Here is a 17,974-nt window from a genome sequence, read left to right as displayed (position 1 = left end):
AATTAGCTATGGTGTAGGCGGTAAAATGCCCGCTGCAACTACCTGATCGATGAAAGTATCGGTATTAAAACCGAGGTTATGTTTAATTTTGGTTAATACATGCAACACGCCATTTGTAGTCTGGATATCGGATGTAGCCACCGGATTATTTTGTAGTGCTACCTGTGGATTTGATAAATCCGGAATATAGGCCAAAAATAACTGACGGTAACCTGCGTATTTCACCCCACCTGCATCGCTAAAAATTGCACCAACATTCATGATACGTCCATTATAGGCAGTATAATTCTGACCTGGAAAAGCAATGTATGAAAGCGTATCTCTTTGTGGATAATCTTTTAACAAGTTGGAACCCTTAAAAATATATTGTGAAAGGGTGTTTCTCCATACTTCGGGCTTTATCTGACTAAGTTGCGATACGGTATCTTTCCCATTTATTCTCAAATACTCGTTCAATCTTTTAATACTTTTAAAAACCGAACCGCTTGGTGGCGCAAAAAAGGTTACATTTTCTTTATCCAGCACATCATTCAACCCAGCCAGATTAATTACTGTTAAAGTACTGTCAAAGAAAGGTTTCTTTGATTTCATGTACTGCAAACTGCTTCCACTAAACTTTGGATCGTGCACGCCTGTATCAAAATAGTATTTTTTGCAACCCGCAAGCATGAAGAGCACGCTGGCCATTACCAATAAAAATGCTTTATTTATGTTTTCTATTTTCATCTTCTTAATTCCAAAAATTATTACCTATCAAATATGGATTAGCCGTACGCTCAGCACTACTGATGAGTAAAGGCCAGGTCCATGCACCGTTGTTAAAGTTAGACACACTGATTACCGCTTTCGAATAATCAGTACTTATAGCTCTTTTTGTGCGTACGAGATCGAAAAAGAACTGACCTTCGCCAATTAATTCGCGGCACCGTTCTTTATAAATATCATTTTTCAATTCCTCGCCGTTTGAGATTAATAAGGGTGCTGCTGCAGCAACTCTAACCTGGTTGGCGTAAGCCTTCGCAGTAACATCATCACCAAGTTCTGCCGCAGCCTCTGCCGCTAATAATAATGCATCGGGCAAGCGGAAAATAATTGCGCTATCATCACTATTTACCGTTAAACTTGCTCCTGATCCGGTTGAATATACATTTATGAATTTTTTAAACTGAAAGGTGTTATTTCCAGCATCGTAATTTTCGAACCAGGTGCTAATCCTTGCATCAGGCACACCGGCAGGGAACAGTTTATTGATGTAATCTTTTTCATATGTCATAAAACTGGTGGTTTTAGTTGTAGCACCACGAACAGGATAATGAGAAAAGAAATATGAATAATTGGAAAAGCTTGAAAATATCTCGCCATAATTGTAATCCTGCAAAATACTAAATAAGTTTTCGCTCGAACGCCCTTTAAAAATCCGTTTGGTATTTTCTACAGTAACTGGCAACACCGTATAATTTTTATAAGTGGACATCTCTTCTCCAAGTGCCAGCACTGCCTTATAATAACCAGTCTTATCTCCGGTATCCCAGGCAGCTGCCCACATATTTAGATGCATTAATAAAGCTACTGCACTTGCTTTAGTTGGCCTTATACCAACTAAAGAAGCATCTGTATATGATTCGGGAAGATCGTTCTTTGCAGCATTCATATCTGCAATACATTTTTTCATTACTTCAACCTGAGGGCTTCGTGGCAACGCTTTACTATTATAAGCTTCGGTATAGTAAATGGCATCGCCAAATAGTTTGCAGATAAACATGTAACTTAAATTACGCGTAAATACTGCTTCGGCTTTATACCTTTTTCTCTCGCTATCTGATAGGTTGTTACCAGGAACATTATCTACCTCATAATACAGGATATTGCTGGCAGCAATAATATCGTACCAGGCTTTCCAATCCATAATCCCCCTTAATCTGCCATCGTAAGTGGTACTGCCATTCACAGCAGCCTTTAAGTTATTGGCTATTAAGTTATTGAAAACATTGTTTCCGTTATTATCAATTGTACCCACTGTTGTTACGAAATTCGCACGAACGTCGAGCGCTGGCATAATCACACTCGAGCCTATTTTATTTCTCAACCTGGAGTAAATTCCATTGGTAAAACCTTCTACGTCTTTTTTGGTTTGCCAAAAATTGTTTCCAGATAATGCATCAATAGGTTCTACATTAAGAAACTTCTTACACCCTGGGGCTACGAACAATAGTAAAGTAGCCATTAGTAAATATTTTATATTTTTCGCTTTCATCATATCCGATTTAAAATTCAATATTTAAGCCTAATGCAAATTGTTTTGAAATTGGGTAACCTCCAGAGTCATCTCTTCCTAAAGAGGTAACATTTTCTGGATTTGGACCTGAGTAACGGGTTATAAAACCTAAGTTAGAAGCAGTTAGGTTAACACTTACTCTGTTCATACCATATTTTTGTGTGAATTTTTGATTAAACATGTAGTACACTTTTACTGAGTTTAATTTAAAATACGATCCATCTTCCTGAAACAGGGTTTGATTAGATCTATATGGATCTAATAGTTTTGCCCTAACAAAATCTAATGGGTTACCATACATGGCCATATCGCCCGGCGCTGCCCAATAGCTATATTCAGAAAGTGGAACCAATCCGAATATTTCACCTTTGTCATTACCCAGCGGAGTGTTGAAACGGGCAAACTGAGCTGCCAAACTGTTATTTAAGATATCGCGCTTAAGTGTAAAAGATGTATTAACCTCCAAACTCCAGTTCTTATACTGAAACAACGAGGTAAAACCACCTGTAATTTGCGGTTGCGAGTTACCTGCTATTACCCTATCATATTCGTTTAATACATAGTTACCATCTAAATCAGTAAAAATAGGGTCTCCGGCTTTGAAATAATTTAATTTACCATTGGCACCTACACGGTATGGTAAACCAGTAAGCGGATCAACCGGAACCTGAGCATTGGTGCTGTAAACACCTTTCGTATTATACAGGTAATTAGATAGTGAATTGATACCTAAACGATAATACGTATCCTGACCTAAAGCTGCATCGTAATAAATTTGTTCTCTTAATCCATCAGGCAATGCGGCCAAAATCTCTCTGTTAATTGCCAAATTCGCACTTAAAGCTAATTTGAACGGACTGGTAGCGTTTAACGGGCGGCTTGTTGCCTGAAACTCCCAACCATAGTTAACGTTACTAATTTCTGTAGAACCAATTTTATCAAATGAATTAGCAACAGATAGCTTTTTCTCTCTGAAACTGTTGTCTGTTTGTTTATAATAAGCATCCATTGATAAACTGAATTTTCCATTTAAGATACCAACATCAAAACCTGCGTTATAAGTTGTGGCTTTTGTTGGCTCTAAAGTTAAGTTTGGCAGAAACTCTAAATCTGAAACTACAGTATTGCTGTTGTTGTAACGGCCACCGCCATAATACTTACCATAAGCCTGATAAATATTACCATTTGGAGTAATATTTGAACCATAACTTAAACGGATATCACCATAATCCAAAAATTTCAAATTGCTTAAAAATGCTTCTCTATCAAAGTTCCATTTTACCGCTATTGCTGGGTTTTTCTTGTAACCGGCGTTTGGTCCGTTGGTAGATAGTCCATCCACACGATAGTTCAGGTCGATTACATATTTCTGCTTATAGTTATAAGAGAAAGCACCGGCAAAAGCAATACTTCTTAAATCGGTATAACCAATTGTTCCCCCTTTTGAAGTCAGGTAATCGGTCATATTGGTTAACGGCCCTCTTAACTGATCGTTTACTACGCGATCGTTCAATATTGCATCCGATTTAAAGAAAGAAGCCCTTAGCTCAGAGAAAGCAAAAACTGAAAAGTTGTGTGCATCTTCGCCAGCCTCTTTTAATGAATATACATACGAAAGTTGATTACGGTTGTATAAAGTAGTAGCCCTATCATTATAGGTATAGTACTCTGCCTGGTTTGAATTTAATGCCGCCGGTGAAAAATTATCTTTTGTACTCGATTTTCCGGTATAACTTAAATAAGAACCCAATTTTAAATTTGGTACAATTTCGTACTCTCCATTTAGGGTTGCAGTAGTGTTTAATACCTTATTATCGTTATCGGTAGTTAATGCCCCCAATACAGCATCAACAGATGAGTAGAGCGAGGGGGCTGGCAGTAAGGAAGACGAGCTTCCTCCTTTCGCAATCCCAGCGTTCTGGAGCCCGTTCCCACTTCCCGTTTGCTGATTTTGTATGGAGTTATTTAACTGCCCTTCGAGTCTAAACTTTCGACTAGGTGAATAAATCATATTCATGTTCAGGTTATAACGAGAATAACCTGTGTTCTGTTGAATACCTTTTTCATCGTAAATTCCTAAGGCTACTTTATAGTTAAACTTGGTATCGCCTCCAGAAATATTTAAATTGTGGTTTTGGTTAAAAGTTGGGCGATAAAAATAAGACTGCCAATCAGTTGAGTTATTGTAATAGGCATTTAAACTATCAGATAAGAATGGTGTAGAGTTTATTAAATCGATGGCATGATTATAAGTTGTATCGTAACGTAAAATCTGATCAATTCTTAACAAACGCTCACCTTTACCACCAATTACTGAACGCAATTGCGGAACTGTTGACATAAAGGCTGAACCATTGTAACGCACTACTGGCACTTTTGAATTACCGCGCTTGGTGGTAATTAAAATTACACCGTATGCACCCCTCGAGCCATACAGGGCTGTAGCGGCAGCATCTTTTAATACTGTAATATCTTCAACATCCTCTGGTGGAATTTGAGAAGCTGGCGAAACACCAGGGCCTGCTTGTTGAAAACCATATGAGTAATCGGTATTATCATCTACCGGTACACCATCAATTACAAATAATGGCGACGTAGGTGTTAAGAAAGAAGAACTTCCAGAACCCGAAACATTGATATTAGATATACCACGTATGGTTACGCTACCTCTGAAACCAGGAGAACCTGTATTGTTCTGAATATTTAAACCTGCCACCTTACCTTGTAATAGCGACATTACATCACTGGCTGGTTGTCCCTGGATATCTTTTCCGGAAATGGTTACAGCAGAACCGGTCATCAATGTTTTTGTTTTGGTTTGATAACCAGCTGTAACTGTTACCTCTTTTAAGGTTTTATTATCAACCCCCATGGTAACCGAAATATTAGTACGGTTGTTTACTTTAACTGTGATAGGTTCGTAACCTACATAACTAAAGGTTAAAGAACCGTTGTTAGCTACCGTTACCCTAAATTTACCGTTATTATCGGTAATACCTAACGAACTACCTCCGCTGGTAACACTAACTCCGGGTATGGTTTCTTTTGATTTTGATGAACCATCAATAACTGTCCCGGTTACAACAATGCGTTGCTGGGCAATAGCTAAATTCTGGAAACCAAAAATCAATAAAATAACTATGGTGTAAAAATACTTCATTGGAAATATGTTTTGTTTTAGTTTATACTGTTCCATTAATCATTATCAAATTTTGGTTTATCACGCTTAAACCAGAAAGTGATTTCCCAATCTCCTTTTTGGTAAATATTAAAGTTGAAGGACAGGAAACACTGTTGTTGTATATTCCCAAATGCCTGCCTGTTAAACCTGAAAACAACCCTCGCCTGATCTCCTGACAGCGTAGTGTACTTAGTTGGATAAGCACTGCAAGGTATTGGATAAGCCACCTCGTATTTTACCTTCCCAGCATCTTTAACCATGTTAAAGCCATGTACTAAATTAGCCCAATCAGTAGCGGCAAACTTATTCGGATCAATAGGATTAGATAATGTATCTGCGAATTTGAAAGTGAGACTGTTACCATTTCCTGTTTTCTTAAACAAAACCTGCACGTCATCTCTGGTATTGAGTAACTGTCCGCGTTCGCCTGTGATAAATACACTGGTAGGATTAACCGATACTGAGGTACCTTGCCCTGTTATAGGGTCTAAATTTGATGGCTCATACGGACGCTCACGCAAAGGGCGCAAACGGAAATTCTGATAGTACTTTCTACCTCCTGAATTTGACATTTCTACATCAAAAACGTAGCCCGAATCTGGCTGTGCCTTTACCATATTTGAGTTGGCCGCAGCCCACATCATAAACTCACCAGAGTGTGGTCTTACTTCGAATAACGGATGGTTTTCTATAGTACGTTTCGCTTCGATCGCTGCAAGGGATTTCTCGGTCCCATCGTAGGCAGTTTTCCAAACGGTTACGGGGTAGTTGTTGGTTAACTCTGGTGCCGGCTCCCCGTTAAAGGTGCGCATGTTTACAATTTTAAAATCCAAAGGACGACTAGAGTTACCGTATTGAAAGTTATTGGCAAACAAAGTATTTCTACCTAAAACCGGTTGATATAAATATTGGGTGTACTGAGAATCGTTGGCTATTGATAAACGTTCATCAGGTAAATTCTTTTTACATGCCGATAAGGCTATGCTACCCAATACCAGAATTAAGCATATACGCAATAGATTTAATTTATTTTTCATCATCACTTTTTAATTGTTCAATCTGTTTGTGAATTCGTCAAAACCAAAATTGTGTATTGGTGTAAGGATATTGATAATTGCATTGTTGGTTTTAATGTTAACCGCGTTGGTTGTTGTTGTTACCCAGGTATTGGAAAAGATAGAACCATAGGTATCGCTAAAATTAAGTGATGCAGGGCCTCCGCCAACATAACCTGCTGAACTTAATTTTACATATTTAACATGCATCTGATAATCGATTACAATGTTTTTAAGTAACATTCCATCTGCATTATTGATGTATGCATCCGTAGTTCTACCGCCTCTGATGATGTATTTGCATAACATTACGCCCAATTGAACCGGATCTGCATTTGACAAATAAACGGGTGCTTTACCCTGATTTTTACGCACCAAGTTTAGGTACTTCTCTGCTGCCTCAAAATTTTTGTTTACCGGGGCAAAAAGTGTTACTTTTTGATTCGTTAAGGAGTCTTTCAGGAATGGGTAACGATCTAAAGCCAACAACAAGGAATCAAAGGTGCCTTTAGGCTGGGCCTTTAAATAATCCATTGCAGAACCATTGAAGGTTTGCTGTGTATTTACATAATCATGATAAGGCGTAACATCTTTCTTGCAGGCAGTAAAGAATAAGCCAATAAGCCCCAAAAGAAAAAATGTGCTCTTTTTATATAATAAATTTTTCATTCTAAATCTGATTAGGTTAATGGTTACCAGTATGGATTTTGGGTAATTGATGAATTGGCATTAATTACATCTTGTGATACTGGCCAATAAATACCTCCGGCAGCCTCAAACTCCTTAAACGTCATCGACTTACCACCTTTGGTTGCAAAAACAGTTTGCGGGTTTTTAATTCTATTGTAGCGTACAATATCGTACCATCTCCAGCCTTCGCCCATTAACTCCCTTCTACGCTCCTGAAAAATTGCAGCAACTAAATCTGGTGTGCTGGTGGTAAAACCAAAGCCTCTTAATAAACAGGCCCTGTTCAGCGCATTAAGTGCCTGATCGTTCTGCCCTAAAACAGCTAGTGCCTCAGCCCTTAACAAGGTAATTTCTTCCATGCGGCTAAATACCATCGATGAACTGAATAAGGTAACATTACCGGAAGTGTTGGATGGATAGATTACCTTTATTTTATTAAAAATTGGACGTTCAGATTCAAAACCATAGAAATAATTCGTTCTCAATAAACCTGTTATTGGATCTCTGCTGAACCTTAAATCAAATGGAACTGAAAATGCCTTGATGATGGTATCTTTAGAAACAAACATTTCTGGCTGTGATTTCGGAATAAAAGGATAAGCCAGCGTTAATTGCTCAATGTGGCCGTTGGCAGTTGATAAACCATTACCAGCTTCAAAAGGGAAACCCACCATAAGGTTCGCTCTTTTGTATGCAAACGGGCTATAGTTGTTCTGATTTTCCGTTAGCGCATTCATATCAATATAATCCAACGGGTTAGCGCCATCTACAAAATATTGGGTAGATTGATTGTCCAAAACAAATTTAGAATAGTTGGCCACATCGATATAGTTACCTTGCCATGCAGCAATGTGTGCTAAAATGATATAAGCTGATAAGCGTGTAAAAACGATACCATTCCATGAAGGCCAGTTTGCGCCATAATATAAGCCTGGCATAATCGGATCGGTACCACCATATCTAAAAGGTACAACCTTAGCCGCAGCCAACAATTCGTTGGTAGCAAAAGCCAGTACTTTTTGTTGTGATGTTCTGGCCAGTTGTACAAATTCACCATCGTGAGATGAGGTAAGCAAAGGCACATCGCCCCAAATTCTGCTCATATAAAAATAAGCAAAAGCCCTAAGCATTCTGGCCTGTGCAACATCTACATCAAAATTTATTTGGGTATAACGTGGATCTAAACTTTTAATCTCTTTTGCCCGCTCTATAAAAAGGCTTGCCGCATTTATGGCTGCATAAAATCTTCTCCAGTTGGTTAACCTGTTAATTACCGGGTAAGAAGCATTTAGCTGGCCATTCACAACTGCCTTTAAATCGGCACGATTGGTAATAGTAAAATCACCTTGTCTTAAATCGCCCATGATCCAGTGGCCGTTATCAGCTACAGTAGCCGAACGAAGTAAACCATATACCGATAGCAGATTGGCTTTGGCATCTTCTAAGGTTTTCCAGTTGGTTTCTTCGGTAGATAATCTTGTCGATTGTACATCGTCAATCTTTTTACAAGAAAAGTTTCCAAAGCCAATTAGTAATACCAAAATTGCAGCAGCAGTTTTGTAAAACCTATTTTCTTTATTGATTATATCATTCATATTAATTGTATAATTATTTTATAAATCCAATTTAAAGCCTAATACAAAAGTTCTAGGGATGGTTAAATTGGCTCCATCGTAGTATCCGGTATAGTTTACAAGTTCAGGATCTGCACCTGTAAACCTGGTTATGGTAAACAAGTTCATCGCGGTTGCATATAAATATGCCCTTCTTATTGTTTTACCCGATTTTTTAAAAAATGATGTTTTACCGAAATCGTAACCTAATGTTACCGATCTTAATTTTACATATGAAGCATCTTCAAGGAATAGGTCCTGATCTACACGATAAGCATCAACATCGCTCCATGGATTGTAAATTGGATATGCTTTTTCATTGTCAAATATCTGCCAAGAAGAAACTTCTTTAACCGAATTGATATCGTTACTTGCTTCACGATTAATAAATCCATAACGGGTAGCTTCATATTGATTAATTGCTTTTTGCCCCAATGCAAATATGAAGTTGAAATTAAGATCAAAGTTTTTATAGGCCAGGGTATTGTTCCAGCCACCTACAAATTTCGGCAACCTGTTACCTGTTAAAACTTTATCTTTACTATCAACACGGTTATCGCCGTTATAATCTGCCCAGTTAGGATCGCCAGCTTTCATTGGAATACCATTAAAGGTTCTTCCTGCAGGTACATCGGCATTGGTATTGTAAATTCCATTGTTGCTATACAACCAAAAACTTCCAACAGGTTTACCAACAGCAAGTTTATTATCTCCAACAACTACTTCCTTTAAACCGTTAGGTAATGCTTTAAGTTCATTGTGATTGTAATTGATGTTTAAGGTAGTATTCCAGTTTAACCCTTTTGGTTTACTGATGATTACTCCGTTCAACATGAGTTCTAAACCTTTATTGTTAATATCCATTCCCGATTGATAGTTAACACTATAACCTGTTTCAAAAGGTACTGGTACGCCAACAATGTTATTATTATCATTACGATTATAAGCGCTAATTGCTGCATTAATTCTGTTTTTCAGGAAAGATGCATCTAGGGTTATACTGGTACGATCAGAAAAAGGCAAGCTAATTCCATAACCAATAAAGCCACTTTCATATGGTCTGTTTATTCCCAATCTACCTCCGTAACCTGGGATAGTTGGCTCTTCAAACCATCCATTTTCTGAACGGTACTGAGGACCTGCTGCATATCTGTCGTCAAGGAAAACTCTCAAATTTCTTCCCCAACCTGCACTTAGGTTCAGGTTATCAAAAAAAGTATTGTCTTTTAAGAACTGCTCCTTTAAATTAAAGGTGGCGCTAAAAGCTGGTGTAGTTACCCATCTGCTGTCTGGCTGTCCGTTCGAAGAACCATCTCTTCTTAAAAGGGCACTTACATTTAACAGATTTTTATAACTGTATTTGGCTGATCCATAGAAAGACATTAAATTGTTCCGTTCTTTGTCTATATATCTAAAAACATAGAATCCACCTTTAGCCAGGGTATTTAGATAATCAGGGTTATCGACATCGTTAATCTTTTCACGACCGTCAACCAGGTTTAATTTTACATAATCATTTGGTCCATTATAAGCCCTTGCATAATTATATTTATAAGTATCGCCCTGAAAGCTCTGGCCTATTTCAAAATCAACTGTATTTGCTTTATTAATTTCATATTTATAAGAAGCCGTATTGCTTTGTAACAAACGCTGACTATAGCCAAAATAATTAGATACATAGCTTACTCCATCCATTAAGGTAGAGGGAGTAAAATAATCTCTAACCCCTTCATTATAATCAAAAATTAGACTTGAAGCGAGGGTTATTTTATTGATTTTAGCACTTATTATTAAATTTCCATTTAATATACTAGAGCGGTTATTGTCAACATTTTTTTCATTTTCGCCTAAAAAGCTTCCATATATAGAGGCATTTGGTGATAAGGGATTTGATAAATCAGGAATATACCTGGTTTCTGCAAAACGATCTCTCAGGCTTCGGTTTCTGGTACGATCTAAACGGGCTGCGTTTACGCTACTCGAAACAGTAAGCCATTTAAACGGCGCCATGTTAATTCCAAAAAATAAGTTATACTTATTAATGTGGGTATCATCGGCATTACCAGCATTTTGAGTACCTGAACCAAAAAATCTGAAATTTGCCCGATCGCCACCACCTGTAATACCTAAATCAGCCGAAAAGGTTGGTGTATTTTTATAATAGACATCATTCCAGTTAGATGGCCCGTAATATGCGGTATTGGTAGAATCTCTTAAATAAGAAGCATAACCTGCATAATTCTCGGTAGTTGCATATTTTTGATAAAATGGTTTTCTGAAATTATTTTCGTAAACACCATTAATTGTATTTACAGTGGGTGCAGTTACATAACCAAAATAAGCGTTTGCACTAATATCACGAAGACCGGCTGCCCTTGCATTCTTTGTAGTAATATATATTGCGCCATTTGCTGCATTTGGTCCAAGTTTGGCCAGCTCAAATGGATCTTTAATCACCGAAATAGACTGAATATTATCAATACTAATCTGAGAAAGTAAATTAGTTGCCGGACCAACCCTATTGTAGTCATACTTCTGTACATCAAAAGCAAAAGGGTTATCGGCTACCAACGGCACACCGTTTAAATAAACTGCCGGCTGTAGTGCATAAATATCCTTTTTTGTAAACAATTGCCCGGAAGCTCCTTGTATAATAATGCTCTGTTCAGTTCCTGGCTCGCCATTTGGCTCCTGTACGTAAACTCCTGCCAAATTCCCTTTAATAATCTGTTGTAATGACAAATTTGGAATTGGCGTTGCCGAACGGATGTTAATCGTATCGCGTACAGCCTTAAATTTCTGCAACGCCTTAATCATTTGCCCTATTGTATCTGTTTTTACAGAAAATGTTGATGGCTCTTTCTTAGCTTTCGTAGTATCTTGCTGAAAAGCAAAATACACACTATTACCCCCCTTTACCACTACCGTATTGGCGTGTAAAGTTTGAGATCCAAAAACAGATAAAAACAAGGCAAAACAAATGCTTGTGTAAATTTTAACCATTTGAATAGTTTTTATTAAATTTTTAGTGTTAAATGAAAATGCAATTGCTAAAAGACCGGTAACAGACTGTTACTGGCAGAAAATTTTGGGCATAAGAATGCCAGTGGACAAAGCGTAAATTTTTTGAACATAGTATGGGAATTAGAATGATTAGTTATAATTCTTGCTGCAAAAAGAATTGCATCAAGAACCATTTGGTTGTTTGTTATTTTCTTAAAAGAATACCTGGAGACAAAGTGTAAAGTTTTTGACCATAGAGTTTAATTAGGATTAGTTATTAATCCTTGCTACAAAAATATTGTGGCAAGAACCATTAGTTATTGTTTGTTTGCTGTTATTTCCCGGTTAAGGGTTTATCATTGCCTTACTAATTGTGTTTCCTGTTGGTTGGCAGAAAGCATTTTAAAGCTATTGTACTAAAAAAATATTTGGCTCGTTTTAATTTTGTTAATGCAAGATATAGATTAAGAAAGTTCAATTTTAATTTTTCTTAACGCAAACGTTTGCCTAAAAAATGCCTTTAAAACAAACTAAAGCAACATAAAAGCTTTCAACCTTTAAAATACCCGACAGTTTTTGTCGATTTTTATAGAGATATTCCTTTAACAAACGGCAAAATACAATAAACGTCAAGATGACAATATAATTGAGTGACCAAAAATTAAAACTATGAGGATAATACGCTAATCTTTAGGTTTTTGACACTAGTGTAAACCAGACTGAAAAGTCAAGAAAAACAATTTACACACAATTTAAGCGCAAACGTTTGTTTTTAAGAGCACAAACAAAACAAAACAAAAGTCAAAACACTCATAAACAACACATTACACAAATAAAGAGATTAAAAAAGAATACACATAATACCTAAAATTAAGTATACTTAGCGCTACATTTAAAGACAAAATCATCAAGTATTTCAAATTAAAATTTGCTGGGTGACAATTGTTGACGCTGCCTCACAAAAATCAAGACCTGAATAGTCCGGATTATAGCCTCCCATATACGGCACTGCCATTAAATAAACCCTGTCATTGCTATTTCCTTTTTTATCTACCACCTGAAAATAATCGTTGATGGTGCTACCAGGCACATTTAAAAAGTACTTCCCTTCTACAATTCTAACTTGTTTATTACCTCCCTGTTTTGTTTCCTGGCCAACCTCGGCTGACTTAAAAGCAAGCCTGGCCTGACTGATTTTACCTTTTTTAACCAGGCTTTTAAATGGAAAATCTTTAAAAGAGAGATGGGGCTGCCCAACGCAATCAACAAAAGTCTCAAAATGCCTCACAACCTTTTTATTCTGGCTGTTGTAATAATGATAATTGGCTCCACCTTTTTTAATGGGTTTAACCTCACTATCATCACCAACTTCAATAATTTCTAAAATGCCGGCATCATGCAAAGCAAATAAGATTCTACATGAACTTTGTGGCACAAATGCAATTACAATGGATATTAAGGGCATTAATACTTTTTGCAGTCGTTCCATATCTTCCGCCGATAAATATTTGGCAGGATAGTTCATGGTAAAGCTTAAAATAGCAAGTGCTTCTTTCCAATAAACCGATTTCTTTTTACGGATGGATTTTTCGGCTTCTATATACTCTTGTTTAAAAAGCTCAAAAGGCTCTTTCTTCTCCCTGGAAGCCATCATGTTTGCTACAAACTCTTCAAGCGTTAAATCTTTTATTTTTTTGTAGAAACCGGGATCTTCTTTAATAAACCTGGCTTTAAAATTCTGCTCAAATAAAAAATCGAGGCTCACAAAGCCATCATTTGCTTTAATATGTTCCTGAATTTCTGTTTTGAGTAAGGTTTCGCCCTTACCTAAATGTGGGTCTTCTAAATGAAACCGGATGGCAGGTAATAACCCATTCCTGGAATGCATAATGAGCTTGAAACCTTCACTATCCTTGTTAAGTTCGTAACTGAGCTTGCCATCTTTAGCGTTTATAAATTTACCATTTGCCTTAGCCAGTGTTCTTACCGCATCGATAGCGGTTAACGATGAACCCATTAAGCCAACAGGATGATTAAGTTTTAACAACATTTTTTGAGGCGGATAAGGAGAATCGAAATAACCCTCGATTTTACCTTCGTACTTTTTGGGCCAGTTGTGACCGGTACAAATAATTAAACTATCGAACTCAAACCAACCACCTTCCTGCAGCTTTACAACTACCTCCTTTTTACGCGGATGGTCGATCACATCTTCAACCACAGTGTTGAGATGAACCTTTGTTATGATTCCTTTCTTGGTAGCAAAACTTCTTAATAGCTCAAATTGTGCAATCAGATATTCACCAAAAAATAACCTTGGCAGCACTTTATACTCATTAAATTTCTGGGGATCGATATCAAATTTTTTCAGCAACGGTTTAGGTGCCGTTTTGACCCATTCTGCAATGGAATTAAAAATTACCGGGATTTCGTTATCAGATACATTGGTAATGTGCTCGTTGTTTGCTCCTTCGGTACTGTATGGCATACCGGCTCCCAGATAGTCTTTTCGTTCAAAAATATCGATTTGCAGGTCTTTCCTTTTCGATTCGACAAGTCTTTTATACATAAAAAGCGCACTTGGTCCGCCACCAATGATGGCGATTCGCTTATTTAATTTTCCCTTACCCATTAATTAATGTGATTTGTAAACCTTATAATCTTTAAAAACTAAAATTGTTTTAGCTCAGGGAAAATTGCCAGCCTTATTTTCTTTTCAGAAACCAATCGTAACAAATCTTGTTAGTCTTATCGGACATCAATACGTTTGGCAACAAAATGGAGGAAAAAGGACTAACACCACCCAAATTGTTTATGATTTTACTGGGATCGAAAGCGCCTAAAAGAAATGTAGAGCAGCACGACTATTTTTTTGGGATAGCACACAGTTTAAAGGAATTAATAACGGAAATAAAAGCTTTCTGGCCCGAAGCGGGCAACAGTATCCACCTGGATGGCTGGCGCGAAGTAAGTTATGTGGAGGGATACCGGATTAAAGTAGTGCCACGAAGTAACGATACGCCCACCGGGGTAAAGAAACTCTTTTTCATCAACCTTGGCGGATATCAATCAGGCTTGCTTTACGAACAGCATTACATTGTACTATCGGTACACGATGAGCGGGCACAAGCCATACAGGAGGCTAAGAAGACCTTATTTTTTAAAACAAAATCAATCAAAGGCGCCAATTCACATATTGATGAAAAATATGGAATTGACGTTGATGATATCTATAAAATAGAAGATATATTAAATAAGGAGGCCAGGAAAAAATACCAGATAGAAATTACCGAATCAACCGGCTTACCAGAAGATGAAATTCATTTAGGTTATTTTAAACTGGATAAACTTTAATTATTTTTTGGCCAGGGTTTTTAACCATTTAACCAGATCAACAGCCGCTTTATCGTTTTCGAAGCCCATCTCTTTAGGCAAACGGCCATTTACGTATTCATCGTATAACCATGGATCGGCGATGGCAACTACATTGCCTTTACCATATTTTGTAGTCGCAATAACAGTTGCACCTGCACCATTTTTCAATACAGGTTTTGCTGCACCTTTGGTTTCGATGGCGCACACATCTTTCATGAAAATTTTTGAAGCAGTTTTAAATACCGGGTTGTTTTTGGTTACAATAGCACCATCTTCAAAATGGGCATCATCAATTACGTGGTTTTGCATTTCATTGCTAAAATGTATTCCAAATACACCAGCCAGCTTATTAAAGTGTGGCAGCTCTACATTGGCGCTATCGTTAGCAAACATCACCAATGCCCCGCCCTGTTTTACCCAGGCAGAAATGGCTTTGATATGCTCGGCTTCTATATAATTTGGCTTGGGGTTTTCTTTTGGTCTGTCGGGATCGACAATTAAATAAACATCACTTCCTTTTAAATTTGCTGCTGTAGGTGCTGTTTCGAGCGAATCTAATTTAAAGCCCTCTTTCTTAAAAGTATTGCCCAAAATAGAAAAACCACTGCTTGCGCGCTCACTCCACAGGTAATGAAAACGGATTTCTTTGCCTTGCTTGTCTTTACGGGTTTCGCGGTTAAAAAAGTAATCGAGTGTAACAGTTTGTGCACTGGCAGCAATTGATGATGCAGTTAATAAGCCCGCTACGCAAAATCTAAAAAGTAATTTCATAAAAAGAGTATGATTAGAAAACCAAAAGTATAAATTTTACTGGGAATCAATTCATCTGCCTCCGAATTTCAACGGCATTGATACATTTTTAGCCAGGATTTAAATAAAGCAGATCTTGATTAATCAATATAAATGGGATTATGAATCTGCGTAATTTACAGGGAAAATTTCAATCTATCATCTCCCGCAGATTTAAGGTGATACCGCAGATTTTATTAATAGGCACAATTTATTAATACGATGAATAATGAGCTCCCTTTAATCTACTTGCGACTCTGCGTTTCAATCTGCGTAATTTGCGGGAAAAACTTCAACTTATCATCTCCCGCAGATTTAAGGTGATACCGCAGATTTTATTAATAGGCACAATTTATTAAATACGCCGAAGAATCAGCTCTCTTTAATCTACTTGCAACTCTACGTTTCAATCTGCGTAATTTGCGGGAAAAATTTCAACTTATCATCTCCCGCAGATTTAAGATGATACCGCAGATTTTATTAATAGCACAATTTATTAATACGCTGAAAGAATGAGCTCCCTTTAATCTACTTGCGACTCTGCGTTTTCATCTGGGTAATTTGAGGGAAAAACTTCAACTTATCATCTCCCGCAGATTTTATCAATAGCACAATTTATTAATGCGCTGAAGAATCAGCTCTCTTTAATCTACTTGTAACTCTCCGTTTCAATCTGCGTAATTTGAGGGAAAAATTCTGGCTTATTATCTTTCAAAGAATTAAGGTGCTCCAACAGCTTTTATTAAAGGCATAGCCTGCCTTAATACCGCCTTTTATACCAGGCGACTACAAAAAAGCCAACAATTAACACCGTGGCGGTTACTTGTCCTATGCTTTCTAAATCGAGATCGAACATTGCATTTATTTTATTAATTCATCCGTAACTGTTCTCCTTTTGCCGTAATGGCTACGGGGCTGCTTGCCATAAAGCCTTGCGGAACTTTAGGAGCGATCCAGGTAGATTTGGGTGGCAAAAACTCAGCCTTTTCTGCGGCTGCAATAAAAGCATCGGCGGTCATGGCAAAAAGAGAAAAACCAATAGCCCGGGTATCATTGCTCAATTGGCTGAGAAACTGAGGCCATTTGCAATCGGGAAAACAGGTTAGCCTTTCATCTTCTTTAGGTTGATGTATCCCCAGCACTTCCGAAAGAATCATCTCCTGCAAAATCACCGTATCGGGCTTAACAGATAGCGATCCCCAAGCTTTATTTAAATCGAGTTGATACCACTCTCCCTGAAAACAAAGTCCCAGCCTGTTTTTCTGATCGGGTTTGTAAGGTTTATTATTGGGGATTTTTGAAATGTAATAATATTGGCCAAGCTTTTCCATCAGTATTGGCCATGAAATATCGGTAGCAGAAACAATCCTGTGAAAAGGGGCTATCGAAATTACATCGGCAGAAACAAAGAGCGAGCTGATTTGCTGAGGGATATTTTTTTGAAGGGAGCAGGCGGCTTCCAGGCGGTGATGCCCATCGGCCAGGTAAACGGCTTCAATTGCTTTAAACTGGTGCACAAATTTTTCAATCACCTCTTCTTCGAGTACCTGATATAGAAAATGTCCCATTTGCGACCACTCGGTAGCCAGCGGTTTGCGCGTGCGCACCACATAATCAATCAATGCATCTAAAGCTTTATCTTTCTTATGCACCAATAATATAGGCGATTTTTCTGTGGTCTTACTCCTCCTATCGGCTTTAAGCAATTCTACTTTCGACGATACAGTTTCTTCATGTCTCTTAATGGCTTCAGCTGCCGTTTCAGAAAGATCGATAGTGGCCCAAACACCACGCATTACGCCTGCATCACCACGAACTTCGTAAATATAAATGGCTGGTTGATCGTCCAAAGCACATCCAAACAAATTAATGATATCTTCAAAAGAAAGCTGTTCATTTTTATGTCCCTTACCATTTACCTGGTCAGAGATCATCAGATCAAAAATGCCTTTCCCTGGCCTTAATGCCTTTAGAGGAGAAATTTTTATCATCT

At 37.6% G+C, this 17,974-nt stretch carries 11 protein-coding genes; 1 reads left to right on the top strand and 10 read right to left on the bottom strand.

Annotated features, from left to right (window positions below):
* Positions 1–6: 6 nt before the first annotated feature.
* The 8 genes from G7074_RS18665 to G7074_RS18630 form a co-directional block, all read right to left on the bottom strand.
* Complete coding sequence (locus G7074_RS18665) at positions 7–726, bottom strand: fasciclin domain-containing protein (RefSeq protein WP_166210495.1); 720 nt, start codon at positions 724–726, stop codon at positions 7–9.
* A gap of 4 nt (positions 727–730) precedes the next feature.
* Positions 731–2,224 carry a RagB/SusD family nutrient uptake outer membrane protein gene (locus G7074_RS18660; RefSeq protein WP_166210492.1) on the bottom strand — a complete coding sequence of 498 codons (1,494 nt, stop codon included), beginning with the start codon at positions 2,222–2,224 and terminating at the stop codon, positions 731–733.
* A gap of 40 nt (positions 2,225–2,264) precedes the next feature.
* Positions 2,265–5,435, bottom strand: coding sequence for a SusC/RagA family TonB-linked outer membrane protein (locus G7074_RS18655; protein ID WP_166210489.1), 3,171 nt, complete (start codon positions 5,433–5,435; stop codon positions 2,265–2,267).
* A 35-nt stretch (positions 5,436–5,470) separates the two neighbouring features.
* Positions 5,471–6,493: a DUF5007 domain-containing protein gene (locus G7074_RS18650; protein WP_240916351.1), complete on the bottom strand. Its 1,023-nt coding sequence runs from the start codon at positions 6,491–6,493 to the stop codon at positions 5,471–5,473.
* Positions 6,494–6,502: 9 nt separating this feature from the next.
* Positions 6,503–7,180 (bottom strand): hypothetical protein, encoded by a 678-nt coding sequence (locus tag G7074_RS18645; protein WP_166210483.1) that lies wholly within the window; start codon positions 7,178–7,180, stop codon positions 6,503–6,505.
* A 23-nt stretch (positions 7,181–7,203) separates the two neighbouring features.
* Positions 7,204–8,796: a RagB/SusD family nutrient uptake outer membrane protein gene (locus G7074_RS18640; RefSeq protein WP_124562629.1), complete on the bottom strand. Its 1,593-nt coding sequence runs from the start codon at positions 8,794–8,796 to the stop codon at positions 7,204–7,206.
* An 18-nt stretch (positions 8,797–8,814) separates the two neighbouring features.
* A complete protein-coding gene (locus G7074_RS18635) occupies positions 8,815–11,817 on the bottom strand; it encodes a TonB-dependent receptor plug domain-containing protein (RefSeq protein ID WP_166210480.1) in 3,003 nt (1,000 codons plus the stop codon).
* Positions 11,818–12,733: 916 nt separating this feature from the next.
* Positions 12,734–14,449, bottom strand: coding sequence for an FAD/NAD(P)-binding protein (locus G7074_RS18630; protein ID WP_166210477.1), 1,716 nt, complete (start codon positions 14,447–14,449; stop codon positions 12,734–12,736).
* Between the two features lie 107 nt (positions 14,450–14,556).
* Here G7074_RS18630 and G7074_RS18625 point away from each other — a divergent pair, with 107 nt between their 5' ends.
* Positions 14,557–15,171 carry a DUF1543 domain-containing protein gene (locus G7074_RS18625; protein ID WP_240916350.1) on the top strand — a complete coding sequence of 205 codons (615 nt, stop codon included), beginning with the start codon at positions 14,557–14,559 and terminating at the stop codon, positions 15,169–15,171.
* On the opposite strand, the gene G7074_RS18620 is transcribed toward G7074_RS18625, so the two are convergent.
* Positions 15,172–15,963, bottom strand: coding sequence for a lacto-N-biose phosphorylase central domain-containing protein (locus G7074_RS18620; RefSeq protein WP_124562632.1), 792 nt, complete (start codon positions 15,961–15,963; stop codon positions 15,172–15,174).
* Between the two features lie 887 nt (positions 15,964–16,850).
* Positions 16,851–17,972, bottom strand: a complete 1,122-nt coding sequence (locus tag G7074_RS18615) for a DUF1015 family protein (RefSeq protein ID WP_124562633.1) — start codon at positions 17,970–17,972, stop codon at positions 16,851–16,853.
* Positions 17,973–17,974 lie beyond the last annotated feature (2 nt).

The sequence above is a fragment of the Pedobacter sp. HDW13 genome (assembly GCF_011303555.1).
Classification (GTDB): Bacteria; Bacteroidota; Bacteroidia; order Sphingobacteriales; family Sphingobacteriaceae; genus Pedobacter.
This window is presented reverse-complemented; position numbering and strand designations above follow the sequence as displayed.

What these genes read in the sequence shown, in the direction of transcription:
- G7074_RS18665 (WP_166210495.1), bottom strand. Translation starts at nt 726, where the DNA reads ATGAAAATAGAAAACATAAATAAAGCATTTTTATTGGTAATGGCCAGC.
- G7074_RS18660 (WP_166210492.1), bottom strand. Translation starts at nt 2,224, where the DNA reads ATGGCTACTTTACTATTGTTCGTAGCCCCAGGGTGTAAGAAGTTTCTT.
- G7074_RS18655 (WP_166210489.1), bottom strand. Translation starts at nt 5,435, where the DNA reads ATGAAGTATTTTTACACCATAGTTATTTTATTGATTTTTGGTTTCCAG.
- G7074_RS18650 (WP_240916351.1), bottom strand. Translation starts at nt 6,493, where the DNA reads ATGAAAAATAAATTAAATCTATTGCGTATATGCTTAATTCTGGTATTG.
- G7074_RS18645 (WP_166210483.1), bottom strand. Translation starts at nt 7,180, where the DNA reads ATGAAAAATTTATTATATAAAAAGAGCACATTTTTTCTTTTGGGGCTT.
- G7074_RS18640 (WP_124562629.1), bottom strand. Translation starts at nt 8,796, where the DNA reads ATGAATGATATAATCAATAAAGAAAATAGGTTTTACAAAACTGCTGCT.
- G7074_RS18635 (WP_166210480.1), bottom strand. Translation starts at nt 11,817, where the DNA reads ATGGTTAAAATTTACACAAGCATTTGTTTTGCCTTGTTTTTATCTGTT.
- G7074_RS18630 (WP_166210477.1), bottom strand. Translation starts at nt 14,449, where the DNA reads ATGGGTAAGGGAAAATTAAATAAGCGAATCGCCATCATTGGTGGCGGA.
- G7074_RS18620 (WP_124562632.1), bottom strand. Translation starts at nt 15,963, where the DNA reads ATGAAATTACTTTTTAGATTTTGCGTAGCGGGCTTATTAACTGCATCA.
- G7074_RS18615 (WP_124562633.1), bottom strand. Translation starts at nt 17,972, where the DNA reads ATGATAAAAATTTCTCCTCTAAAGGCATTAAGGCCAGGGAAAGGCATT.